21 protein-coding genes and 3 tRNA genes are annotated in these 24,389 nt (G+C 54.1%); 10 read left to right on the forward strand and 14 right to left on the reverse strand.

The features are described from left to right. Positions 1-4: 4 nt before the first annotated feature. The 5 genes from ACN0RL_RS13605 to ACN0RL_RS13625 all read right to left on the reverse strand — a co-directional run bounded on the left by ACN0RL_RS13605 (position 5) and on the right by ACN0RL_RS13625 (position 6,812). Positions 5-562 (reverse strand): cob(I)yrinic acid a,c-diamide adenosyltransferase, encoded by a 558-nt coding sequence (locus ACN0RL_RS13605; RefSeq protein ID WP_417517659.1) that lies wholly within the window; start codon positions 560-562, stop codon positions 5-7. Positions 563-603: 41 nt separating this feature from the next. Beyond that, a complete protein-coding gene (locus ACN0RL_RS13610) occupies positions 604-1,374 on the reverse strand; it encodes a ketopantoate reductase family protein (protein ID WP_417517661.1) in 771 nt (256 codons plus the stop codon). A 269-nt stretch (positions 1,375-1,643) separates the two neighbouring features. Further along, positions 1,644-4,496, reverse strand: coding sequence for a valine--tRNA ligase (locus ACN0RL_RS13615; protein WP_417517663.1), 2,853 nt, complete (start codon positions 4,494-4,496; stop codon positions 1,644-1,646). A 284-nt stretch (positions 4,497-4,780) separates the two neighbouring features. Further along, complete coding sequence (locus tag ACN0RL_RS13620) at positions 4,781-5,299, reverse strand: DNA polymerase III subunit chi (protein ID WP_417517665.1); 519 nt, start codon at positions 5,297-5,299, stop codon at positions 4,781-4,783. A 19-nt stretch (positions 5,300-5,318) separates the two neighbouring features. Next, positions 5,319-6,812: a leucyl aminopeptidase gene (locus ACN0RL_RS13625; protein WP_417517667.1), complete on the reverse strand. Its 1,494-nt coding sequence runs from the start codon at positions 6,810-6,812 to the stop codon at positions 5,319-5,321. 248 nt (positions 6,813-7,060) lie between these two features. Between ACN0RL_RS13625 and lptF the strand changes: the two genes are divergently transcribed. Next, entirely contained in the window at positions 7,061-8,164 is a 1,104-nt protein-coding gene (gene lptF / locus ACN0RL_RS13630) for an LPS export ABC transporter permease LptF (RefSeq protein ID WP_417517669.1), read from the forward strand. Continuing rightward, complete coding sequence (gene lptG, locus ACN0RL_RS13635) at positions 8,157-9,218, forward strand: LPS export ABC transporter permease LptG (protein ID WP_417517671.1); 1,062 nt, start codon at positions 8,157-8,159, stop codon at positions 9,216-9,218. Before lptF ends, lptG begins: the two co-directional genes overlap by 8 nt. Positions 9,219-9,236: 18 nt before the next feature. Here the strand turns inward: lptG and ACN0RL_RS13640 are convergent, their stop codons facing one another. Continuing rightward, positions 9,237-9,776: an RDD family protein gene (locus tag ACN0RL_RS13640; protein ID WP_417517673.1), complete on the reverse strand. Its 540-nt coding sequence runs from the start codon at positions 9,774-9,776 to the stop codon at positions 9,237-9,239. A gap of 141 nt (positions 9,777-9,917) precedes the next feature. Here ACN0RL_RS13640 and alaS point away from each other — a divergent pair, with 141 nt between their 5' ends. The 6 genes from alaS (at position 9,918) to ACN0RL_RS13670 (ending at position 14,885) form a co-directional block, all read left to right on the forward strand. After that, positions 9,918-12,548 (forward strand): alanine--tRNA ligase, encoded by a 2,631-nt coding sequence (gene alaS / locus ACN0RL_RS13645; protein ID WP_417517675.1) that lies wholly within the window; start codon positions 9,918-9,920, stop codon positions 12,546-12,548. A gap of 109 nt (positions 12,549-12,657) precedes the next feature. Beyond that, entirely contained in the window at positions 12,658-13,896 is a 1,239-nt protein-coding gene (locus ACN0RL_RS13650) for an aspartate kinase (RefSeq protein WP_417517677.1), read from the forward strand. Between the two features lie 148 nt (positions 13,897-14,044). Beyond that, positions 14,045-14,242, forward strand: coding sequence for a carbon storage regulator CsrA (gene csrA / locus ACN0RL_RS13655; protein ID WP_303597628.1), 198 nt, complete (start codon positions 14,045-14,047; stop codon positions 14,240-14,242). Positions 14,243-14,369: 127 nt separating this feature from the next. Continuing rightward, positions 14,370-14,459: transfer RNA gene (locus ACN0RL_RS13660), tRNA-Ser, on the forward strand. Between the two features lie 63 nt (positions 14,460-14,522). Next, positions 14,523-14,599: transfer RNA gene (locus ACN0RL_RS13665), tRNA-Arg, on the forward strand. Between the two features lie 209 nt (positions 14,600-14,808). Beyond that, a tRNA-Arg gene (locus ACN0RL_RS13670) sits at positions 14,809-14,885 on the forward strand. A gap of 163 nt (positions 14,886-15,048) precedes the next feature. Here ACN0RL_RS13670 and ACN0RL_RS13675 read toward each other — a convergent pair. The 5 genes from ACN0RL_RS13675 to ACN0RL_RS13695 form a co-directional block, all read right to left on the reverse strand. Then, complete coding sequence (locus tag ACN0RL_RS13675; protein ID WP_417517679.1) at positions 15,049-15,606, reverse strand: winged helix DNA-binding protein; 558 nt, start codon at positions 15,604-15,606, stop codon at positions 15,049-15,051. 58 nt (positions 15,607-15,664) lie between these two features. Further along, positions 15,665-16,969 carry a TRAP transporter large permease gene (locus ACN0RL_RS13680; protein ID WP_417517681.1) on the reverse strand — a complete coding sequence of 435 codons (1,305 nt, stop codon included), beginning with the start codon at positions 16,967-16,969 and terminating at the stop codon, positions 15,665-15,667. A gap of 4 nt (positions 16,970-16,973) precedes the next feature. Continuing rightward, positions 16,974-17,513: a TRAP transporter small permease gene (locus ACN0RL_RS13685; protein WP_417517683.1), complete on the reverse strand. Its 540-nt coding sequence runs from the start codon at positions 17,511-17,513 to the stop codon at positions 16,974-16,976. Between the two features lie 95 nt (positions 17,514-17,608). After that, positions 17,609-18,631, reverse strand: coding sequence for a TRAP transporter substrate-binding protein (locus ACN0RL_RS13690; protein WP_417517685.1), 1,023 nt, complete (start codon positions 18,629-18,631; stop codon positions 17,609-17,611). 280 nt (positions 18,632-18,911) lie between these two features. Further along, positions 18,912-19,727, reverse strand: coding sequence for a prolipoprotein diacylglyceryl transferase family protein (locus tag ACN0RL_RS13695; protein ID WP_417517686.1), 816 nt, complete (start codon positions 19,725-19,727; stop codon positions 18,912-18,914). Between the two features lie 156 nt (positions 19,728-19,883). Between ACN0RL_RS13695 and ACN0RL_RS13700 the strand changes: the two genes are divergently transcribed. Beyond that, complete coding sequence (locus ACN0RL_RS13700; RefSeq protein ID WP_417517688.1) at positions 19,884-20,624, forward strand: 5-oxoprolinase subunit PxpA; 741 nt, start codon at positions 19,884-19,886, stop codon at positions 20,622-20,624. A gap of 6 nt (positions 20,625-20,630) precedes the next feature. Here the strand turns inward: ACN0RL_RS13700 and ACN0RL_RS13705 are convergent, their stop codons facing one another. From ACN0RL_RS13705 to ACN0RL_RS13715, 3 genes are all read right to left on the reverse strand, one after another. After that, entirely contained in the window at positions 20,631-22,487 is a 1,857-nt protein-coding gene (locus tag ACN0RL_RS13705) for a HAMP domain-containing methyl-accepting chemotaxis protein (RefSeq protein WP_417517690.1), read from the reverse strand. A 322-nt stretch (positions 22,488-22,809) separates the two neighbouring features. After that, positions 22,810-23,328 carry a hypothetical protein gene (locus tag ACN0RL_RS13710; protein WP_417517692.1) on the reverse strand — a complete coding sequence of 173 codons (519 nt, stop codon included), beginning with the start codon at positions 23,326-23,328 and terminating at the stop codon, positions 22,810-22,812. A gap of 114 nt (positions 23,329-23,442) precedes the next feature. Further along, positions 23,443-23,979 carry a DUF2058 domain-containing protein gene (locus ACN0RL_RS13715; protein WP_417517694.1) on the reverse strand — a complete coding sequence of 179 codons (537 nt, stop codon included), beginning with the start codon at positions 23,977-23,979 and terminating at the stop codon, positions 23,443-23,445. A 107-nt stretch (positions 23,980-24,086) separates the two neighbouring features. On the opposite strand from ACN0RL_RS13715, the gene ACN0RL_RS13720 reads away from it, so the two are divergent. Further along, positions 24,087-24,389 (forward strand): DEAD/DEAH box helicase (locus ACN0RL_RS13720; RefSeq protein WP_417517696.1); only part of this gene is annotated, 303 nt, incomplete at its 3' end.

A 24,389-nucleotide genomic window follows, 5' to 3' on the forward strand; every position in this document is an offset into this window, starting at 1 on the left:
AATGCTAGAGGCCCGACTTCTTCTGATCCCAAAGAATCTCTTCAGCACCTTCCCGGCGCGCTAACACCCTTGAAGCCACAAACAACAGGTCTGATAGACGGTTAAGGTACTGGCGTGCCAACACGTTTATTGAATCCTCGTGGCTGAGAGCAACCACCACACGCTCCGCACGACGGCAAACTGCGCGAGCCAGATGACATTGGGCTGCGGCCGGGCTGCCGCCGGGCAGGATGAAGTTTTTCAAGGGCGGCAAGGGCTCGTTCATCTCATCCAGCAGATTCTCCAGCCAGCTGATGTGATCATCGTTGATTGCTTCACTGCCAGGAATGGCAAACTCACCGCCAAGATCAAACAGGTGATGCTGAATGCGACGCAAAGAGTCCAGCATGTCATCGTCGCTGTCCAGAGTTTCAATCAGCAGGCCGATATGACAATTCAGCTCATCGGCCATACCCATCGCTTCAACGCGCTGAGCGCTTTTGGCAATGCGGTTACCATCGGCCAGGCCGGTAGACCCGTCGTCGCCGGTGCGGGTGTAAATCTTGGAAAGGCGATTGCCCATGAAAGTGCTCCTGATAGTTAAAATCTGGTTTATTAAAAGCGTTACAGACCTTTTACTCGGTCAGTCAACATTTGGTTTACCGGTGTGGCGATACCACGCTGTTTTCCACACTGCACAAGATAGCCGTTGATAAAATCGATCTCGGTTTTACGCCCCGCCAAAACATCCGCGCGCATGGACGAAGTATTGCCGGCGGTATTTCTCGCCACTTTCTCAATACGCTCCCGAAGGACCAACGACGCTACAGCCTCCGAGGTTTCGGCCTGCAGCAGAAGAGATATCTCTGAACAAAGCCCGTCAATATTCTGTTGGTAGAGTGGCGAGGCCAGAATATCGCCATTAGGGCAGTCGAGCAGGGCGGTAAAAGGATTTATCCCGGCATTAACCACCAGCTTCTGCCAAAGACGCTGCAGAATCTTGTCCTCAGCATGAATCCGCAAACCGGTTTCAGCCAACTGTTGAACGACACCTGTTACATGTTCAGCCGCAGAAACAGTAAGTGCACCTACCCAGGTGTCACCAGCCCCGGCATGAACCAGCACATCCTGCGATGGCCGATTCGCCCCTTCGGTAGTGCTGGCCGCCAAAATCGGCCGTTGCGGCCAGCGCTCAGCAACTGCTTGCTGGCTACCTAAGCCATTCTGAAACAAAACCACGGGAGTATGTTCCGGAATATATGGTAGCCAGTCACTTAAAGCCGCAAGCGTATCTCCGGCTTTCGTTGTTACTGCAAGCAGCTTTACCTTCTCAGTGGACTGGAGTGCTGGAATGCTAATAGGTTTTCGGGCTTCACCAGAGTCCGGCGAAGCCATCAGGGGGCTCTCCCCGAAACCTTGTGGAGCCATGGATGGCGGAACAGAGCGTACAAGGATGTATTCACAGCGTGTTTCGGGGAGGGCCGCCTGATGGCTGAAGCTTCTCCGAGGCTCAAATTCATGCTCGGATACTTTGATAGGTGTTCTCGGTAAAAAACCACAACAATCAGACGGCAAAAGGGCGGCCCACAGCCGCCCCAAAGAACCCGCTCCAAGAATGGCAATCAACCCGCCACCCCCGGAACGCTCACCCGCAGACACCATACCTACATGGCCTCAATATCTGCGCGCTGCTGCTTCAGCCGGCTCTGATTACCCTGAACCTCAGCCAGCTTTTCCTGCTCTTTGGCCACAACCTCAGCGGGCGCTTTGGCAGTGAACTTTTCGTTACCCAGCTTGCCTTCAAGACGCCCGATTTCCTTGTCCAGGCGTTCAAGCTCCTTATCCAGGCGCTTCAGCTCAGCATCCTTATCAATCAGGCCGGCCATAGGCACCAACACTTCCATATCGCCCACCAACTGAGTGGCACACATGGGCGCATTATCACCCTCAAACCATTCCAGGCTTTCCAGCTTGGCCAGCGAGCTCAGGAACTGACGATTTTCATTCATCCGGCGCTGACCTTCCGCACTGTTGCCACGGAACAGAACCGGAATCTTCTTCGCCGGAGAAATATTCATCTCGCCGCGAATATTGCGCACGGCCACAATCACACCCTTCAGCCACTCAATGTCTTCGACGGCTTTTGCATCGTGCTTGCTGGCATCCACCTGAGGGAAGGGCTGAAGCATGATGCTGTCCCCGGATTTACCGGCCAGCGGCGCAATACGCTGCCAGATCTCTTCTGTTATGAACGGCATGATCGGGTGCGCCAGCCGCAAAACCGTTTCCAGCACGCGCACCAGAGTGCGACGGGTACCGCGTTTGGCTTCGGCACTGGCGTTGTCGTCGCTCAGAGAAGGCTTGGATAGCTCAAGGTACCAGTCGCAGTATTCGTTCCAGATAAACTCATACAGAGCGTGAGAGGCCAGATCGAAACGGTATTGATCCAGATGACGGATAACATCCTGCTCGCACTGCTGCAACGCGCTGATGATCCAGCGATCAGCCAATGACAGCTCCACTGGCTCGCCATTTACGCCGCAGTCTTCGCCCTCCACGTTCATCAGCACATAGCGGGCAGCGTTCCACAGCTTGTTGCAGAAGTTGCGGTAGCCTTCCAGGCGCTTCATGTCCCAGTTGATGTCACGGCCTGTAGTGGCCATGGCTGCCAGCGTAAAGCGCAGGGCATCGGTGCCGTGGGCAGAAATACCTTCCGGGAATTCCTTTTCGGTCTGCTTGGCAATTTTCTTCGCCAGCTTGGGCTGCATCATGTTGCCGGTGCGCTTTTCAAGCAGCGGGGCCAGATCGATGCCGTCAATCATGTCCAACGGGTCAATGACATTGCCCTTGGACTTGGACATCTTGTCGCCGTGCTCGTCACGGATCAGGCCGGTAACGTAAACGGTTTTAAACGGAACCTGAGGTGTGCCGTCGTCATTCTTCATGAAGTGCATGGTCATCATGATCATCCGGGCAACCCAGAAAAAAATGATGTCAAAACCTGTCACCAATACATCCGTAGGGTGGAAGGTTTTCAAACGCTCGGTGATTTCCGGCCAGCCCAGAGTGCCGAAGGTCCAAAGAGCAGAGCTGAACCAGGTATCCAGTACATCGTCGTCCTGCTTCAGGGCGAAGTCTGCTGCCAGATTGTGCTTCTGGCGGACTTCATCTTCACTGCGACCTACGTAAATATTACCTTCAGCATCGTACCAGGCAGGAATACGGTGGCCCCACCACAGCTGGCGGGAAATGCACCAATCCTGAATATCCCGCATCCAGGAGAAGTACATGTTTTCGTATTGTTTGGGCACAAACTGAATACGGCCGTCTTCAACCGCTTCAATAGCCGGTTTAGCCAGAGTTTTGGCGTCAGCAAACCACTGATCGGTCAGCATTGGCTCAATGATCAGGCCAGAGCGGTCGCCACGGGGAACACTCAGTACGTGGTCTTCCACTTGCTGAACCAGCCCTGCGGCTTCCATGTCCGCAACGATCTGTTTACGCGCGTCTTCGCGGGTCAACCCGGCGTAAGCTTGGGGCAGGGAACCATCCAGTTCGGTATTTTCTGTGCCGTCGCTGTTGAATACTTCGGCCTGCTCACGGATGTTCGCATCCTGAGTCAGTACGTTCATCATCGGCAGGTTGTTGCGCTTGCCCACAGCGTAGTCGTTAAAGTCGTGTGCCGGCGTAATCTTGACACAGCCTGAGCCTTTCTCGGGATCAGCGTGATGGTCTGCAATCACCGGGATGCGGCGATTTACCAGCGGCAGCATCACAAACTTGCCGATCAGGTGCTGGTAACGTTCGTCGTCCGGATGCACAGCTACGGCGGTGTCGCCCAGCATGGTTTCCGGGCGGGTGGTGGCGACAACCAGATAGTCTTTGCCATCTTGTGTGGTGGCGCCGTCGGCCAGCGGATAACGCAGGTGCCAGAAAAAGCCTTTTTCTTCCTTGTTCTCAACTTCCAGGTCGGAAATGGCGGTGTGCAGCTTCGGATCCCAGTTCACCAGACGCTTGCCACGGTATACCAGGCCGTCCTCGTACAGGCGAATAAACACTTCCTGTACGGCCTTGTAAAAGCCGTCGTCCATGGTGAAGCGTTCGTTATCCCAATCCACGGAGTTGCCCAGCCGGCGCATCTGACCGGTAATGGTACCGCCAGATTCTTCCTTCCATTCCCAGATACGCTTGATGAACTCGTCGCGGCCCAGATCATGCCGGGTCTTACCTTCTTCACCCGCAAGTTTGCGCTCGACGACCATCTGGGTGGCGATGCCGGCGTGGTCACTGCCTACCTGCCACAGGGTGTTGTGGCCCTGCATGCGCTTGTAGCGAGTCAGAGTGTCCATGATGGTGTGCTGGAAGGCGTGGCCCATGTGCAGGCTGCCGGTCACATTGGGTGGTGGGATGGCGATGCTGTAGGACTCGCCCTCTCCGCTGGGGCGGAAGTACCCTTTGGATTCCCAGTTTTCGTACCACTGGCGCTCAATGTTTTCTGGCTGGTAGGTTTTTTCCATGGGTTTTTCTAGCGACCGTTTGATTGATTCACAAGGGGAAATTTGAACGCTGGATTATACATGGTCGCCTTGTTTGCGGCGAACCTCTGTGATTATCAAGCCTGCTATTAAAGTGGCTTGCAGAGTTGGGACTGGCTTTCCAAAAACCGCTACGAGCACATCCATGTGCGCTTCTCTCCGGCCGTCCCTGGCCTTCGAGATTTTTGGAAAGCCAGTCCCAACTCTGCAGATCTGACTCCGGCGCGAACTTTAGACCGGGTTAGAAAAGAAAATTCCGGCAACGACTATCCCCGTTTTCTGAGGTCATGCACCCTCGGTTCAATTCCCAGAGCCCGCAATTGTTTGAAGTGCGACCGTGCCTGATTCAGAATATTCGGGTCGTTGTGAGCAACCAGCGCAAGCCTCTTGAACCTGTCTGCATCCGCCGGCAAGGTTGCTGAGAGAATGATCACCGTATCCCAGTCCTCCGGAGCGGGTGGGTAGAGCAGGATACCGACGGGATCGGAACAGGTGGTCGCCGAGTCGGGCACGATACTGTGGGGGATGAACGCGTCGGGGCTGATGTTCCAGAGTAGGTCGTCCAGTTCTTCAGCTTGTTGCTGTGTGTCACATACAATGCACACCCGGTCGCCCTGTTCCCAGGCTTTATTTACAAGCTTGGTGGCGTGCAGGTTGCGGGCGGCAGGGGTGTCTTGCAGAAGTATATGAAACCAGTAACGCTGGTTTTTATCCTCCTCGCCCACCGCCTGACGGGAGTCACCGGCAGCATCGCTGCCGGTTTGTGTTGCCGGATTACCGTTCATAGCTTCCCGTTAGCTTCCATTAATTGCCTGCGTGGGACATCAAGTAATCGACCAGCAGGGGAACCGGGCGGCCGGAGGAGCCTTTGGCTTTGCCGGAGTGCCACGCGGTGCCGGCGATGTCGAGGTGGGCCCAGCGGTATTCTTTGGTGAAGCGCGACAGGAAACAGGCAGCGGTTATAGTGCCCGCCGAGCGGCCGCCGATGTTGGCCATGTCGGCAAAGTTACTGTCCAGCAGGCTTTGGTACTCATCCCAGAGCGGCAGGCGCCAGACCTTGTCGCTGGCACGATCACCTGCGGCCAGCAGTTCGTTGGCGAGCTCGTCATTGTTTGCCAGCAGGCCTGTAGCCTCATGCCCAAGGGCAACGATGCAGGCACCTGTGAGGGTGGCCAGATCGATCACTGCTTCCGGATCAAACTTTTTCACGTAGGTAAGGGCGTCGCACAACACCAGGCGGCCTTCGGCGTCTGTGTTGAGGATCTCAACGGTCTGGCCAGACATGGTTGTCACGATATCGCCCGGACGTGCGGCATTGCCATCCGGCATGTTCTCGGCGGCAGCGATTACGGCAACCACGTTGATTTTCGGCTGAACTTCTGCAAGGACCTGCATGGCGCCGAATACGGCTGCGGAGCCTCCCATGTCGTATTTCATCTCGTCCATGCCTGCGCCTGGTTTGAGGCTGATGCCGCCGGTGTCGAAGGTGATCCCTTTACCCACAAGAACGTGAGGCTTGTCTTTTGCTTTGCCGCCGCGGTATTCCATGATAATCAGGCGGGGTGGCTGGGTGCTGCCCTGACCGACGGCCAGGAGAGAGTTCATGCCCAGCTTTTTCATCTGCTTTTCGTCAAGGATTTCAGTCTTGATGCAGTCGTGGTCGGCCGCCAGCTTGTTGGCTTGTTCGGCTAGCCACACAGGATGGCAGATGTTCGGTGGCATGTTGCCCAGGTCGCGGGTGTAATTCATACCGCGGCCTGTTGCCAGGCCCAGGTTGAACGCTTCTTTCTGGGCCTTGCCCGTGTCAGAGGCAGCCACCAGAATTTTATTGAGTTTGCGCGCGGCCGGCTTTTCACTCTTGAATTCGCTGAACAAGTAAAGCTGTTCTTCCAGTGTGCGGCCGATCAGGCTGAGTTTTGCCAGTTCCGAGGTCAGGTTTTCATTGCCGGTCAGAGGTGTGTCTGCAAGGGTGACAAGCGCGCTTTTAGAAGGGCCATCCTTCAAGGATCCCGTCATTGCCGTCAGCGCTTTGCGGAAGTTGGCGCTATGGCGGTCTGCATCCGCTCCGGTACCGACAATAAGTAGCCGGCTCCATTGCTGGTCGATAAGCGGAACCATATTGGTCTCTGCATTCTTGCCACTGATATCCCCGGCCTTCTGGAGTTTGCTTATCAGCCCTCCCAATGCGCCGTCCGCCTCAGTAGTAGAGGCTGGCCAGTCGCCTTTTTCTGGCAGGGCGACGACCAGGCAGTCGGCTTTGGTGCTTGCAATGGCTTTACTGTTGAGGCTGAAGTTCATGGAAACTCCTGTTGGTTGTCCCGGGAGGCCGCAGCTGATGGCGGCGAGATTGATTTGTTGCGATTCCCCAAGCATTGGGGTTTGCGATCAGATTATCAAGCTGGAAGAGCTGGTTAGTTCACTCTGCCGGTAGAGTATCTGTCGTGGCCTTAACGTCGCTGTACTGTCATTCAGACCCAAGGTTACTTAGAATACGCGCAGTTATCCTATTCCTCCATGTTTCGGTCTACACGGGCAGAAAAACCGTTTTGAGCATTATTTTCCGCTATCTCATACGTCAGGTTATGGTCAGCATGGTTGCCGTTTCGGGCATCCTTCTGCTGGTGTTTATGAGCGGGCGTTTTCTTAAATACCTGGCCGGTGCCGCAGAGGGCAAGATTGCTCCGGGTGTGCTGTTTGAAATCATGGGTTATCGCTTTCCGGGATTTCTTGAGCTCATTCTGCCGCTGGGATTATTTATCGGCATATTGCTTGCCTATGGCCGGATGTATCTCGAAAGCGAAATGACGGTGCTCTCTGCTTGTGGTGTCAGTGATCGTCAGCTGCTTTCAAAAACCCTTATGGGCAGCCTGGTGGTAATGCTGGTTGTAGGGAGTATGAGCCTGGTGGTTTCGCCCTGGGGTATGAAACAGGTTGAAGAGATTTTCGCCGAGCAGGCAAAGGCGACGGAGTTCGACTTGCTTGCGCCAGGCCGCTTTCAGAAGCTTTCATCAGGTGGGCGTGTAACCTACACCGAGGCACTCAGTGATGATAAGCGTCGCCTTGAAGGTGTGTTCATCGCGGAGTACGGCCGTGATGGGTCGGGCGTGAGTGTTATTACTGCTGATTCCGGATCCCAACTGATTGATGAGGATACGGGGAGTCGCTTTCTTATTCTGGAAAACGGTGCACGCTTCGACGGCATACCGGGGAAACTGGATTACCAGATTACCGGTTTTGAAGCTTACGGCCTGAAAATTCGCAGTGGCAGCAGCGGTGACGTAGAACTGGAAGAGGGAGTTACAACCGGGCAGCTGATGCGTTCAGATGACCCGAGAGACAGGGCCTTGCTGCATTGGCGTTTCTCTCTGCCGCTGATTGTTCCGATTGTGACGCTGCTGGCGGTTCGGCTCAGCAGGGTTAACCCGCGGCAAGGACGGTTTTTCCATCTTTTGCCTGCGATGCTTGTTTATGTTGCCTATCTTGGTCTGCTCATCGTTGCCCGCGATGCGATGTCAGAGGGCAAGGTTCCTGAGTGGCTGGGCATGCTCTGGGTGCATGCCATTTTTCTTGCTCTTGGTCTCTGGCTGCAGTTTGGTCCGGCCTGGCTCCACGAAAGAAGAGTGAAGCGGGAAGGGGTGGCCAATGCGTAAGATTGATCGTTATGTAATGCGAAACGTTGGCGGGGCTATGCTCCTGGTGATGGTTGTGGTGCTGTCTCTGGATCTGATTTTCGCCTTTGTTGCCGAGCTGGAGGACACGCGCAACAACTACCGGATCCTGGATGCGCTCTGGTATGTGGTTCTCACTTTGCCGCGTCGTATATATGACTACCTGCCGTTGGGAGCCTTTATGGGCTGCCTGGTTGGACTGGGTGCAATGGCCAGTTCTTCTGAACTTACGGTGATTCGCGCGGCTGGCGTTTCTATCAAGCGGGTTGTCTGGTCGGCAATGAAGCCGGCGTTGATCATTGTTATTACCGGCGTTCTTATCGGTGAGTATCTGGCGCCACCGGCGGAGCGAGCTGCCCAAAGCTATAAGGCGGTTGCGCTCGGTGCCGGGCAGAATGTAGCGGCGGCTCATGGGGTGTGGCACCGCGAGGGCAATACATTTATGCATCTTAACGCGGTACAGCCGAATGGAGTGCTGCACGGCGTGTCTTTGTTCCGCTTTGACGATCAGCGCCAGTTGATGTCTTCAAGTTTTGCAGAGCGGGCGATCTATCAGGGCGACCATTGGTTGTTGGAGAACTCTACAACCACGCGCCTCGAGGGCGACTCAACAAGCCGTGAAAATCATGAGTCTCTGCGCTGGGAAACCGGCCTTTCTCCGGACGTGCTGAGTGTGTTGATCGTCAAACCGGAAAATCTTTCCATGACTGGCCTGTTTACTTACGCCAGTTATCTTGGCGATCAGGAATTGAACGGAGCTCCTTACTGGCTGGCCTTCTGGAAGAAAGCGTTGATGCCCTTGGGCACCGGGGTGATGGTTCTGGTTGCGATTTCCTTTATATTCGGGCCGCTGCGCTCGGTTACCATGGGTTTTCGTGTGTTTACCGGCTTGCTCGTGGGGCTTTTGTTCAAATACATGCAGGATCTTCTGGGCCCCATGAGTGTGGTCTACGGGTTTAACCCGGCGCTTGCCGTTCTCGTTCCGATCGCGATCAGTGCGGTCTTTGGTGCAGTGCTGATGCGGCGGGCAGGGTAGGAACCCTTGCGCGCCGGATTAACCTGCTTTGGTTTTATGGGGCAGGCCAACAACCACGCTTTCTGAAAGCCTGTCTGTTACGGAAAGCCCGTTTATAGGGTAGAACAGCGCTATCATCGCCGGAATACTGAGGAACAGCGTTGCCGCCCCCATGGTATAACCGGCCAGCAGTGCCAGAAAAAACACAGCAGCCGCTGTCAGATATCGCCGAAGAGCCTGGCTCCAGCTCACAGAGGTGCCGTCGAGGTTCTCAATACGGACACGCCATACCTGCATGCCCAGTGTTTGCCCTATCCGTGTCCAGAAGTAGGCAAAGAACAGGTACATCACCAGAAACAATACGAACGTCAGGCCAGGATCTCCGGATAACTGACCTGCTTCCGCTTTTTGAGCGAGACGATCCCAGCCTGTGATCCAGCCGGTTATCATGGTGTATAGCCAGGTGGTAACCAGAAGCACGGCAATGCTGATCAGTCCGTCGTAAATAATAGCCAGTGATCTTTTGAGAAATGTCGCTGGGGGAAGCAGTTCGTCAGCGACGTGGAAGCGGCGGGGCATGGGGTCTCCTGTGATGTTTCACGTTTTTCCTGTAACCGGCGTGTGCTAGAGTAGCCGATTTACGCACGCATGTAAGTATTCGTATTCAATCGCGGATCCGGCCGGTTTACGGTGGGATTTATGGAAAGGTATCAAAGGGCTATGAAAACCGCAGAGTTGCGACAGGCATTTCTCGATTATTTCAAACAGCAAGGTCACTCCATTGTTTCAAGCAGCTCTCTGGTGCCGGCAGATGATCCGACGCTGCTGTTCACTAATGCGGGAATGAATCAGTTCAAGGACGTGTTTCTTGGCCGTGAAGAGCGCGATTACAACCGCGCAACCAGCTCCCAGAAATGCGTTCGCGCTGGCGGCAAGCATAACGACCTGGAAAACGTGGGTTACACGGCGCGTCACCACACCTTTTTCGAAATGCTGGGCAATTTCAGTTTTGGTGACTATTTCAAGCGTGAAGCCATCAACTATGCGTGGACGTTTCTGACCGGAGACCAGTGGTTGAACCTGCCGGCTGAAAAGCTCTGGGTGACGGTCTACGCCGATGATGACGAAGCTTATGATATCTGGAATAAGGAAGTAGGCGTGCCGGCGGATCGTATCGTCCGCATCGGAGACAACGGCGGAGCTCCCTATGCGTCAGACAATTTCTGGCAGATGGGTGATACCGGCCCTTGCGGCCCCTGCACCGAAATTTTCTACGATCATGGCCCGGATGTAGCTGGTGGCCCTCCGGGAAGTCCGGAAGAAGATGGCGACCGCTACATCGAGATCTGGAACGTGGTCTTTATGCAGTACAACCGCACTGCTGACGGTGAAATGCTCAACCTTCCCAAACCCTCTGTCGATACAGGTATGGGTTTGGAGCGCGTAACGGCAGTGATGCAGGGCGTACACAGCAACTACGAAATCGATCTCTTCGATGACCTGCTCAAGGCTGCCTCCGCGATACTCGGCGGTGCTGCAACAACCGAAGCCAGTCTGCGAGTGGTTGCCGACCATATCCGTTCCTGTGCATTCCTGATTTCCGATGGCGTTATGCCTTCGAATGAAGGCCGTGGTTTTGTGCTGCGTCGCATCATTCGCCGTGCCGCCCGTCACGGCAACAAGCTGGGCGCTACTGGCCCGTTTTTCTACAAGCTTACCGGCGCCCTGGTTGAATTAATGGGTGAAGCTTTCCCGCAGCTGGTCAGCAGCCGGAAGCAGATCGAAAAGGTTTTGTTGCAGGAAGAAGAACAGTTTGTAAAAACCCTGGACAAAGGCCTGCGCCTGCTTGAGCAGGACATTACCGAGCTGAAAGGCGACGTGATTCCCGGGGAAACCATTTTTACGCTTTACGACACCTACGGCTTTCCGGTGGACCTCACCAACGACATAGCCCGTGAACGCGGCTTGTCGCTGGATTATGAGGGTTATGAAAAAGCCATGGAAAGCCAGCGTGAGCGCGCGCGGGCGGCCAGCAAATTCGGTATGGATTACAACGCTGCCGGTCTGGGCATTGAGGGTAAAACCGAATTTACCGGGCACGACCACATCGATGGCCACGAGCGCATTCGCGCTGTGATTGTCAACGGCGAACAGAAAACGGCCGAGGCCGGTGATGAAGCGGTTGTGGTGCTGGAGCGCACGCCGTTCTACGCCGAATCCGGCGGCCAGGTGGGTGATACCGGCTTGCTGACCTGGAGTGGCGGCCGCTTCAAAGTAACCGATACCCGCAAAGACGGCGATAACCACCTGCATGTGGGTACTCTTATTGAGGGCGAGCTGTTCGAGGGTCTGGAAGTGGATGCCCGAATTGATCACGCACGTCGTGACCGGACCCGTCGCAACCACTCTGCTACTCATCTGTTGCATGCGGCATTGCGCAAGGTGCTGGGTGAGCATGTCGGCCAGAAGGGTTCATTGGTTGATCCTGACAAGCTGCGGTTCGACTTTTCGCATTTCGAGGCCGTAACGCCCGAACAGCTGAAAGAGATCGAGCGTCAGGTGAATGAACAGATTCTTGGCAATACGCCTGTGCAGACCGATATTACGGATATGGAGCAGGCCCAGGCAAAAGGCGCCATGGCGTTGTTTGGAGAAAAGTACGGCGACGTTGTGCGGGTACTGAGCATGGGTACCGACAGCTATTCGGTAGAGCTGTGTGGCGGTACTCACGTAGCGCGCACGGGTGATATCGGGCTGTTCCGGATCACATCCGAGAGTGGTATTTCGTCTGGTGTTCGCCGAATCGAGGCGGTTACCGGCTTTGGTGCGCTTGAGTGGGTGGATGAGACCGAGCGCACTCTGCGTGAAACAGCTCGTCTGGTTAAAGGCAGCCGGGATACGGTTGTCGACAAGGTGCAGCAAACTGTTGATCGCAACCGGCAGCTTGAAAAAGACATTGACGCCCTTAAGGCAAAGCTTGCCAGCTCGGCCGGCAGTGACCTGGCAGACTCGGCAGTTGAAGTGGCCGGTTTGAAAGTGGTTGCGTGTGAGCTTGAAGGCGCGGATCGCAAAGCCCTTATGGAAACCGCAGACCAGCTTAAAAACAAATTGGGCGAGGGTGTGGTTGTGCTTGCCAGCGTTGATGACGGCAAGGTAACCCTGGTAGCAGCTGTGACCAAATCTGCAACTGGCAGAATCAAGGCCGGTGATCTGATGAAGCATCTGGCTGGTTTGGTGGATGGAAAAGGTGGCGGTCGGCCCGACATGGCTCAGGGCGGTGGCAATGACCCCTCGAAGCTTGACGACGCGCTTGCAGGTGTGCCGGAGTGGGTTGAGAAAAATATCGCTTAAGCAACTGTTTTTCTGAAGCGGTCGGGGTTTATAATTCTGGCCGCTTGATTTTTGACGGGTAGAGCTTCCAGCTCTTCCAAAGATCCCTGATTCAGATATTGGAACGACAATGGCGCTGTTGGTTCAGAAATTTGGTGGCACCTCGGTAGGTACAACCGAGCGCATAGAAGCTGTTGCGGAGAAGGTATGCGGTTTCCGCAAAGACGGCCATGATATCGTAGTTGTGGTTTCTGCCATGAGTGGCGAAACCAACCGGCTTATTGCGTTGGCCAACAGCATAATGGAGGAGCCCACGCCCCGTGAGATGGACGTTCTGGTCTCGACCGGTGAGCAGGTTACCATTGCCCTCCTTTGCATGGCACTTCAGAAGCGCGGTTGTGAAGCGCGTTCTTACACCGGATCCCAGGTCCGCATACTGACAGACAGTATGCACACCAAGGCTCGTATCAAACAGATCGATGAGCAGAGTATGCGCGAAGATCTGGATGCCGGCCGCGTGGTGGTCGTAGCCGGATTTCAGGGTGTTGACGAAAGTGGCAATATCACGACACTGGGCCGCGGTGGTTCAGACACCACGGCAGTTGCCCTGGCAGCTGCACTGAAGGCTGATGAGTGCCAGATCTATACCGATGTAGACGGCGTTTATACTACGGATCCAAGAGTAGTAGACAGTGCTCGCCGTCTGGACCGGATAACCTTTGAAGAAATGATGGAAATGGCGAGTCTGGGCTCAAAAGTTCTCCAGATTCGCGCCGTAGAATTTGCGGGAAAATACAACGTTCCGTTAAGGGTGCTCTCCAGTTTTCAGGAAGGTGAGGGTACTCTGATTACACTTGAGGATAACATCGCCATGGAACAACCGGTCGTCTCCGGCATCGCTTTTAACCGTGATGAAGCAAAAGTTACGATTTCGGGTGTACCCGACACCCCGGGCAGCGCGTTGCGCATTCTGAAGCCTATAAGTGATGCCAACATTGATGTGGACATGATTGTCCAGAACGTTGGCGAAGATAACCGCACTGCGTTCACCTTTACGGTTCATCGCAACGATTTCAAACGCGCGAAGGATGTACTGCAGCGCGTTTCTGACGAGTTGGGAGCCCGCGAAGTAAGCGGCGACACCAAAATTGCAAAAGTCAGTATCGTCGGTGTCGGTATGCGCTCTCATGCGGGAGTTGCAACTAAAATGTTCGAAGCGCTTTCAGTTGAGGGTATTAACATTCAGATGATCTCCACATCCGAAATCAAGATCTCAGTGGTGATTGACGAAAAATATCTTGAGCTTGCCGTTCGCGCCCTTCACAGTGCATTTGAGCTCGATAAACCCGGAGTAGAAGAAACATTATAAAAAGAGGCGCATTTTCTGACCTTGTGATTGCGTGTGACCGTATAAGGAAATGTGCATTTTGTGGTTGGCCAGTGTTCTCGCTAGAAACGTCGAACCAACTAAAACATTACTTGTCGGAACAGGTAGCTCTGAATAGGGAGTAAGGAATATGTTGATTTTAACTCGCCGCGTTGGCGAAACTCTGATGGTCGGTGATGACGTTACTGTTACCGTGCTCGGAGTGAAAGGCAATCAAGTGCGTATCGGGGTTAATGCACCGAAAGAAGTGGCGGTGCACCGGGAAGAGATTTATCAGCGTATCCAGTCAGAAAAAGACGTGGATGAGCCAGAGCCAGGCAATAGCTGAGTAGTTAAAAAGACCGTTCGGGCACAGCGCGAGCGGTTTTTTTGTTTTCAGGGAAAATGAAAGCTAAAAAAATCTTGTCAACCCTATGAAAACAGAAAAATTATGGTAGTATACGCCCCGTTCTCAAGGAGAGGTGGGTGAGTGGCTGAAACCAGTTCCCTGCTAAGGAACCGTACGCGAAAGCGTACCGAGGGTTCGAATCCCTCCCTCTCCGCCATTTCCTTTTACAGGGAATCGGAACAGGTTGAAGTAGCTCTCAACCACAGTAAGTGATCAATGCGCGGCTGTAGCTCAGCTGGATAGAGTACTCGGCTACGAACCGAGCGGTCGGAGGTTCGAATCCTCCCAGCCGCGCCACTTAATAGAATAACGATGAGTGAACCCGACTTTAGAGTCAGGCTCATAAGTCAGACAGGATTTGAACCGAAAGAGGTTCGACCGAAGCACACGCAGTGTGCTGAGGAACGCCAGAGCGAAGCGACGGCGGCCCCGAAGGGGTGAGGGCTAAAGGCCCGAATAATCCTCCCGTCAGGCATAGCGCCAAATGTGAGGATACAAAGTTATTGGCGGCTGTAGCTCAGCTGGATAGAGTACTCGGCTACGAACCGAGCGGTCGGAGGTTCGAATCCTCCCAGCCGCGCCATATTCAAGTCAAAACGCCTCAGATTGTGTGCCCCACAGCCTGAGGCGTTTTGCATTCTATAGCTGGGAGAATTTGAACCGAAAGAGGTTCGACCGAAACCTGCAAGGCAGGTTGAGGAACGCCAGAGCGTTGTGGCGGCTGAGAGACCAGGGAGTGCGGTGATTTAAAGTGATGCAGCTGACCGCGCAGCCTGGTCGTAAAGCCCCGATATCCCTCTCAGGAAGCCTGCTACCGCTCCGGTGTCGGCTCCTGAGAAACCCAACGTCCGTAACGAATCCACCAGACACTCCTCACGTATTTCCCGGTAGCGACGACATACCGCCTTGCCCTTTTCAGTGGTCGAATAATAAGTCTCCTTACCATGCTTCTCCGAAGCCACCACTTCGTGTTTCAACAGCTTCTTGAGTGCGTAGGTCACGGTATGGCTGTCTTCTACGTTCAGTACCAGGCAGATGTCGGCTGTTTTTTTTGCGCGGTCACGATGGTTCACGCTGTGCAGAACCAGTATGTCCAGAGGGCTTAGTTCCGGCAGGCCGGCAGCGTTCATGCAGCGCACCATCCACCGATTAAAGGCATTGCCGGCCACAATCAGCCCGAACTCAAGCTCGGACAACTCCATCGCACTGTCAGAGGCCAGATGAGCGGACGACACGATCGGGCCCACTTTACGATGCACCTTGCCTTTGTCCGGATGCTCCGGGGAATCGTTGGTCTTTTTCATGGTGAAGTCAGTGCTCTCTGTTATCAGTGTTTCTTTGGCTTGCCCGTTCAGGATTTATTTAATTACCCATTTTGCCGGGCAGATAGGTGACAATTTCCGGAAACAGTGTAATGAGAATCACGCCACTCAGGATCAGCAGGAAGTAAGGCAAAGCGGCCCAGGCGATTCTCAGGATGTTTTCCCCTGTCAGGCCCTGAATTACAAACAGGTTGAAACCTACCGGTGGCGTAATCTGGCTCATTTCGACGACGATCACGAGGTAGATGCCGAACCACAGAGGGTCAATGCCAGCGGCTTCAACCATCGGCAGAATTACAGAAGTGGTCAGCACCACAACCGAAATCCCATCCAGAAAGCAGCCCAGAAGAATGAAGAACAGGGTCAGTGCCACCAGCAACATATAGGGTGACAGGCCCAGGGTGTCGATCCAGGCGGCAAGCTCGCGCGGGATACCGGTAAAGCCCATCGCACTGGTCAGGAAGTGGGCGCCTATCAGTATGAAGGCTATCATAGAGGAGGTTTTTACCGTGCCCATCAGCCCGTTCGAAAAAGTATTCCAGCTCAGTGAGCCGCTTTTCCAGGACAGAAGGTGTGCCAAAGCCACACCGATGGCGGCTGATTCCGTGGGCGATGCCAGCCCCGTATAAATAGAGCCTATAACGCCGACAATCAGCAGCATCACAGGAATAAGTGGACGACTGCGGCGTATTTTTTCTTTAAACGAGAAAGATTCAGCTTCGCCAGCGGGCACCCCTGACGGATTCATCAGGGACCAGATCATCACATAGCCCGCAAACAGGGCCATGAGCATCAAACCGGGGAGAATACCCGCAACAAAGAGCCGGGCGATGGACTGCTCTGTTGCCACTCCGTAAACAATCAGAATGATAGACGGGGGAATCAGCAGGCCCAGGGTTGCTGATCCGGCCAGAGTACCAAGAATCTGGTTCTTGTCGTAACCACGATTGGTCAGTTCCGGTATGGACATCTTACCGATGGTTGCAGCCGTCGCGGCAGAAGAACCGGAGATCGCCGCAAAAATGCCACAGCCTATGATATTGGTGTGCAGCAGTCGGCCGGGAACCTTGCCAACCCAGGGGGAAATGCCTCTGAACATTTCTTCAGACAGACGCGAGCGGAACAGTACCTCACCCATCCAGATAAACATGGGAAGCGCCGCCAGATCCCAGGATACACTGGCGCTGTAAAACGCCGTGGAGAGGCTGTCGCCGACTGGTATACCACTGAAGAAAAACAGGGCAATGCAGCCAATGGTGGTCAGTGAAAACGCGACCCATAGCCCGCTCGCAAGCAGCGCCAGAAGTACGCACAGCAGCAATAAACTCATCCAGATCATTTCCATGAGCCTACTCCTGAGGTGCTTCGTTTCTGAGTTGGGTCATCCGGCCGCTGACAAGCATGAACAGTGCGTCGAGCAGCGCAATGAGCAGCCACACAAGGCCGAGCGTCATAACAGCCTGTGGAATCCAGAGCGGCACAGGCACCATGCCAATAGAAAGATCTCCGTAATCGTGGCTGTCGAGTGCCAGCCTGGCACTGTGCCACGCGGCAAAGCCGGTGATGGAGGCAGCAACCAGAGTGACCGCTATATCCATCACACGATGCAGGGATTTGGGCAGATACTGAATGACCAGCGTGACCCGAATGTGACCGCCCTGCCAGAACGTATAGGCAAGACCAAAAAACGTGGCGCCAAGCAGCATGAACGCGGCAATTTCCGCAAGGCCTGGCACGTTGAGGCCCAGAGCGTCGAAACCTGCCCATCCCAGCATTTTATCCAGCACGCGGCCCAGCACCTGTGCCACGATCATTGCCATGATGAGCGTCAGGTGCACTGCGGAAAGTGCACCTCCCAGTCGGTAAAAGGCATCGAGTGCTCTGCGCATGGGCCCGTCCTCTTGTTGTGACCCGTATTGCAGGGAAGGAGTCGTTTATACGCCAGAACAACCAACTTACCGATTGTTCTGACGTTGCCTTGTGATTACTGCTTGTTGTACGCGTCAAGAAGAGCCTGGCCGTCCTCGCCTGCGCGCTCGAGCCACTCCTCTGTCATGGCTTCGCCGATTTTTTGCAGGTGCTTGACCAGTTCCGGCGAGGGCTCCGATACTTCGATGCCATTGTCACGCATGATTTTTATCTTGGCTTCGGTTTCCGCCTTACTGGCTTCCCAGCCTCGCTTCTCTGCGACTTCGGCCGCGTCTTCAAGCGCTTTCTGCGCGTCTTCAGGTAACTGGTCAAAGGCCTTGGCGTTTACGACCACCATGTTCTTGGGCAACCACAACTGGGCGTGATTAAAGTGTGTCAGGTAATCCCAGGCCCGGGTGTTGGCGCCGGTTGAGGGAGAGGTGATCATGGCGTCAACACGGCCGGTACCAAAGGCGGTGGGAATGTCAGGCACTTCAACCTGAGTCGGCAAGGCGCCCAGCAAGTCAGCAAGCTGTTCGCTTGATTTGTTGTAGGCGCGCATTTTTACGCCTTTCAATTCTTCGCCAGTGTTTACCGCAAACTGGGTATAGATACCCTGAGGAGGCCAGGGCACGGCAAAGAGCAATTTCAGGCGCTGACCTTCCAGACGCTGGGCAAGCACGTCTTTTGAGGCCTGCCAGAGTTTCCATGCCTGATCATAATCACTGGCGAGGTAGGGCACTGAGTCAACTTCAAACAGCGGATCTTCATTTGCCAGACGTGACATGATCAGTTCGCCAACGGGAACCAGCCCGCGGCGCACGGAGTTTTTTATTTCCTGATGCTTTATCAGCGAGCCACTGCTGTGAACCGTAATATTCAGCTCGCCGTCGGTAGCTTCTCGCACATCGTCAGCAAACTGCCTGATGTTGACGGTGTGAAAGTTGGAATCGCCGTACGGTGTTGGCATATCCCAGTCTGTCGCCTGGGCACTGCCGACCGAAAACGTAAGCATTGCGGCTGTGAGTAAGCTGCCAAGGCGCTTCAGGTGCGGGGTAGAAACCGAGTTCTGGCGAATGGGATTAATGCTTTTTTCCATGATGTTTGCCTCCTGGCACTGACATGCACGATGGACGTCAGTTGTGTCTGTTGTTGTATTTTTAAGCACAGAACCGGATACAGCTTTATAAGCCTGTTGTGTGCTTTCTCTGATCAAAACTAGTTGTGTGGCAGGCAGCTGTCAAACCAGTTGTCGAAAATTTGTTGCTAAACTGTAGCCTTAATGACGACAATTTATCAATAAATTGTTTGAATCGAGTGTGCTTTACCCGTTATAAAAAAACCCGGAGCAAGTCCGGGCTCTCTGGGGCACTTTCATCTCAGTCGGTGTTGAAGCTTCTGAGATTGTGCGCCAGTGAGGCCTGCGAAAGCTCTCCCAGGTGGGCATTCACTTGCTGACCCTTGGCGTCATAAAACAGTGTCGTCGGCAGGGCCTGGCTGCCAGTGGTGCGGCCAAGGCTGGCGCTGGTGTCCGTCAGAACATTCTGAAGCGAGAGCTTATGCTGGCTCATAAACCGGGTAATTGTTTCGGGTTGCTCACCCTGGTTTACATAGACAAAAGTGATGTCCGGATTATCCTGTTGGGCTTGCTCCAGTACAGGCATTTCACGGATGCAGGGAGGGCACCAGCTGGCCCATAAATTGACGACCACAGGTTTGCCATCTGCTACTTCTGCAAGCGCAACCGGGCTGCCGTCGAGCAAGGTAAATGTAGTTTGAGGCAGGCCTCTGGAGCTGCTCTCCATCAGGGATACCAGTAAGGACACCGAGCCCCAGACCAACAGGCCCGAAGCACTTGCAATGGTGAGAGATCTACGAATTCTGGGATGACGCCAGAGCTTCCAGGTGATGAGCGCCATTGCGCCGACCAGTCCGGCGATAACGCTGAAGCCGCCGTCTCTGATATCAATAATGCCCCAGAGATTATCCTGATAGTGCTCGAAGTACTGAACAACAAAACCGATACGCGCTGCCACCAGAGCAACGAGAAAAATATCAGACAGGGTTCCTGCTATGGGAACCCCTTCTTTGCGCCCCGTGATGGCACCAACGATCAGTGCGATGACAAACGCACTGAGCAGCAGAAGCTGAGCCAAAGGCAGGCTCAACGGGCCGATATTTACCGATAACATCATTAATCCTCGTCATGGTTGACTGGCCTACGACCCGCAGTTTTCATATGAGTTCCCCGGCATGATTGATGTAGACTTCAAATATCGCCGGGATATTCAGGGGGTAATCGCTGGTTGCTTCAACGGCTATTGGATTACGCATTCTGACAGGGTACTGACATGCTATTGAATTGTGATATTGGTGAAAGTTATGGCGCCTGGACAATGGGCCTGGATGACCAGGTGATGCCCTATATCGATCAGGCAAACATAGCCTGTGGCTTTCATGCCGGGGATCCGCTGGTTATGCGCAGAACGGTGGCGCTGGCTTTGAAGCACAAGGTAACTCTGGGTGCGCACCCGGCGTATCCCGATTTGCAGGGTTTTGGGCGACGCTCGATGGCTTGCAGCCCTGATGAAATTCACGCCATGGTGCTCTATCAAGTGGGAGCGCTCAGTCAGATTGCCGCTGCGCAAGGCGGGAGTCTCAGCTACGTAAAACCTCATGGCGCGCTCTACAACGACATGGCGCGGAACGAATCCATTTTGCGGGCTATTCTCGATGCGCTAAGCCAGTCTCCGGGAAAACTCGCATTGATGGCAATGACCACCGCTGACAATCAGCCTTTGAAAGCCTTGTGTGCCGAGTACGGAGTTGAATTGTTACTGGAGGCTTTTGCTGATCGTGCCTATGACGAAGAAGGATACATAGTATCCCGAAAAACACCGGGCGCAGTGCATCACAGTTCAGACGTTATTTTGCGCCAGGTATTGGCTATCTCCCGGGGTGAGTCAATACAGACAATCAACGGCAAACCGCTGCGCCTTGAGGCCGATACCATTTGCGTTCACGGCGACAACCCCGAGTCAGTTGCCGCCGTGCGCGCTATTCGTGAGGCGCTGGAAGAACAGGCAGTCTGAGCGCTTTCAAAGCCTGAACCGGGATACCAGAGTCTGCAATTCGCTGCCGAGCCTGGCAAGTTCTGAACTGGAGCTGGCAGTTTGATTGGAGGATGACGCAGATTGATCGGTAACGTCACGAATGCTGGTGATGTTCTGGTTGATCTCATCTGCTACAGACGTTTGCTGTTCCGATGCTGTTGCAATCTGGCTGTTGTACTGCTTTATTTCTTCCACCGCCCGGGTGATCCGTCCGATAGATGCGCCTGTAGCTGTTGCCCGTTTGAGTGTTTCCGAAGCCAGTGTTGCACTGGATTCCATCGCAGATACAGAGTTTCCTGCGCTGCTTTGCAGGGACGTTACAAGAGTCTCGATTTCCTGAGCAGAGCTCTGGGTCCTTTGGGCCAGGGAGCGCACTTCATCAGCAACTACGGCGAAACCACGACCTTGCTCGCCGGCGCGGGCCGCCTCGATTGCTGCGTTCAGCGCCAACAGATTCGTCTGTTCCGCAACGGATTTAATGACGTCCAGAACCGTTCCTATGTTGGCAGTTTCTGCTTGTAGCCCCTGGATGATTTCCATGCTCTGGTTTACTTCTCTGGCCAGCCCGTTCACCTGGCTCACGGTTTCCGTGACCTCGTGCTCACCTTCCGTAGCCTGGCTGGCAGCATCTGAGGCAACCGTAAACGCCTGTTCCGCGTTGCGGGCAATTTCGGCAACGGTTGCCGTCATCTGATTCATCGCTGCAGCCACCTGATCGGTTTCCTGTTTCTGGCGATTGATCCCGTCACTGGTCTGGTTGGTAACCGTCGAGAGCTCTTCGGCAGACGCTGCAATGTTGGACGCGCCGGATTCAATGCTTCTGACCAGTTCCCGCAGGCCGCTGACCATAGTCGCCAGAGCCGCCATCAGACGACCTACCTCATCTGTCCGGTTATTGTCGATATGAACAGACAGGTTGCCGGAGGCAACTTCTGAGGCAATGGCAACGGCGTGATTGATCGGGGTAGTGATTGCTCTGGTAATCAGGTAGGCCATCAGAACGCCGAGCAGCACTGCTATGCCGGTTGCGCCAAAAATCAGGGTGCTCGCCTGTTTGCGATCGGACTCCATCTTGTCCGCCTGCGCCTCGCGCAGGCTGTTTGCCGATCCGATAACACGGCTGGCCGTTGTGACCATGTCCTGTGAAAGTTGTCCTCCGGATTCGGTCAGCCTCACCACGTTCTGGAATTCGGTTGAGTAGGATTCAAGAGCTTTTGTTACCTGTGCTTTTTCTTCCGCGCTAATGGATGCAGATTTCAATGGTCCCTGCATCCGTTTTGCATCTTCTAGATAGGATTTAACGCTGCTGGAATCTCCCTCTACCAGGAACTTTCGCTCCGAGCGACGCATGTCTTCAAACATCGCCGATGCAAAAAACAAAGAGCTGTGGGCTTTGAGTGAAGATCCAAGTATCCGGGCCTTTGTCTCAAGGCTGCTGAGGGCTTCATCCCGCTGGGTGGCGTTTACTTCTACATCGCTCATCAGCGACTGATACGTCGCTATATCCGCCTGAATACTCTCCAGGGTACTGATGTCAGTGTTAACAGCCAGTAAAGGCGTGATGCGCTGGGTGATACCGAGCACGTCGTCACCGTGGGCTCGGGAGGCCTGCACATTTGCTACATCACCCGACAGCAAAAAGTTTTTCTCTTCAACTCTTGCTTCAGTAAGGCCGGTGTTGACCTGACCCAGCATGGTTACGATGTTTGAGCGCTGGCTGTAGGTTTCCAATGCGCTATTCCCAACCACACCTACCAGAATAGTGAGCAGGAGCAGGAGAGCAAATCCGCCTGCCATTTTCGTACGAATGGTCATATTGCCAAACAGGTTCTGAAGTGTCATGCAGCGTCCTTAGGGCTTGCGAGCAATGCCAGTCCTGCCGTTCGAGTCCATCCGACAGATCACCGACAAGCATTTCTGATACGCAAAAGAGGTGGTTGAGCTTTTTATTGTGTCTCTATTAGGTATTTATTGGGGATAAGATTCAATTTGTTTTAGGTAACAAATGATTGCGGAGTGCTAATGGTAAATCCAATTGTGATGCTTTCCCCGACTCTGACAAGCGTTTCAGTAAAGCCTGAACCATCTGCCATTAAAAGGCGCAAATAAAAAACGGGGCTGATTTCTAGCCCCGTTTTTTTATACTCTGGAAAGTGAATCCGGGTTACTTGGTACCGCCACTCTGGTTGCCGGATCCCTTGATTTTGTACTCCTGGTTATTGCCATTGCCTCCGGCGCCTTGGCCCTGACTGGCACCTTTACCTTGGCCATTACCCATGCCCTGGCTAGCGCCTTTGCCTTGGCCAGCACCCATGCCTTGGCCCGGCCCCTTGCCCTGACCGGCACCCATGCCTTGGTTGGCACCTTTGCCCTGTTGGCCCTTACCTTGACCCTGGCCGGCACCCATACCTTGTCCTGAGCCTTGCCCCTTTCCATTCTTCAGTTCGACGCCGTGCTCTTGAGCACGCTGCATCATGCGTTCATGGTGCTGTTGGCGGTACTGAGCCCTCTCGGCATCGGTATTCAGGTTGCGCATGGTATCCTGATGCTGCTGCAGTTCGGTCCGGGTCATCAGTTCCCGGCCAAACACTTCTTCATTTTCCTGAGCGGCCAATGGCCAGCTTGCCATGGTAACCAGAATAGCGGCACCAGCTGTGCGAATAAGTGATGCTTTAAGTTTCATTATTCATCCCCATGAGTTCACTGTGTATATTCAGTATAGGCTCGCAGCAAGAGAGGTAGAGTTCTTAAAAGTACCTATGAGTCAGTTGATGACGGAATCTGAGCGATCCAATGGTTACCACATAAGATCGTCCGGGATTTCATAACCTGCATAAGGATCGTCGTCACCCATATCATCTTTTTTACGGTCATGGAGTACAACCACTGCTTGCTCATCCCGTTCTATGATCTTGCGCGCCACGCCCTCGGCGACAATCTCGTACTGATCATTGACGAATACAATGGCGAGCCGACCGCGAGAAAGCTGATCGGCCAGCATATCGTCCACATACAATTTCTTTATCTTCTTGTCGTGAACGAACTGATAAGAGGTCTCACCCCGGCTGCGATCCAGTTTGTTGGTATCCACCAGTTGGCGAATCTGGGCCTGAATGGCCTTTTTCTCGGCCTCCTGCTGGCGCTTGAGGTTCAGCTGGCGATCGCGTTCTGCTTTTTCTTCACGGGCCTGGCGAGCACGGATTTCGGTTTCATTTACCTGAACTGTGCCCTTGGGCTGTTGTTTGCGCTGCTTGTGTTTTTCATTGCGAATAGCTTTGGCCTTTTTCGGGTCGGCCAGGCCCGCTTTCATTAGCTGATCCTGCAGGGACGGCATGGGATAACTCCATTAATTAGTCATAAATTCTGGTATCCTGTGGCAACAGTATACGCCCTCATAACGACCTTCTTAACCAGCAACCCCTGATTCCGGGATTTTCTTGTATGCCTTCCTTCAAAGATCTTGATCTGTCTGCCGCCATGCAGGCCAATCTTGCACAACTGGGCTTCTCCAAGCCGACTGATATTCAGGCTCGGGCGCTGCCTCATTGCCTGGCCGGACGTGATGTGATCGCCATGGCGCAGACTGGCAGCGGTAAAACGGCGGCTTTCGGTATCGGGCTGATCGAAAGCCTCAAACCGAAACTGTTTGCGGTTCAGGGACTGGTTATGTGCCCGACCCGTGAATTGGCAGACCAGGTTGCCAAAGCACTGCGCGAAATGGCGCGGGCGCAGGAAAATATAAAG

The sequence above is a fragment of the Marinobacter sp. genome, from assembly GCF_048259445.1.
Taxonomy (GTDB): domain Bacteria; phylum Pseudomonadota; class Gammaproteobacteria; order Pseudomonadales; family Oleiphilaceae; genus Marinobacter.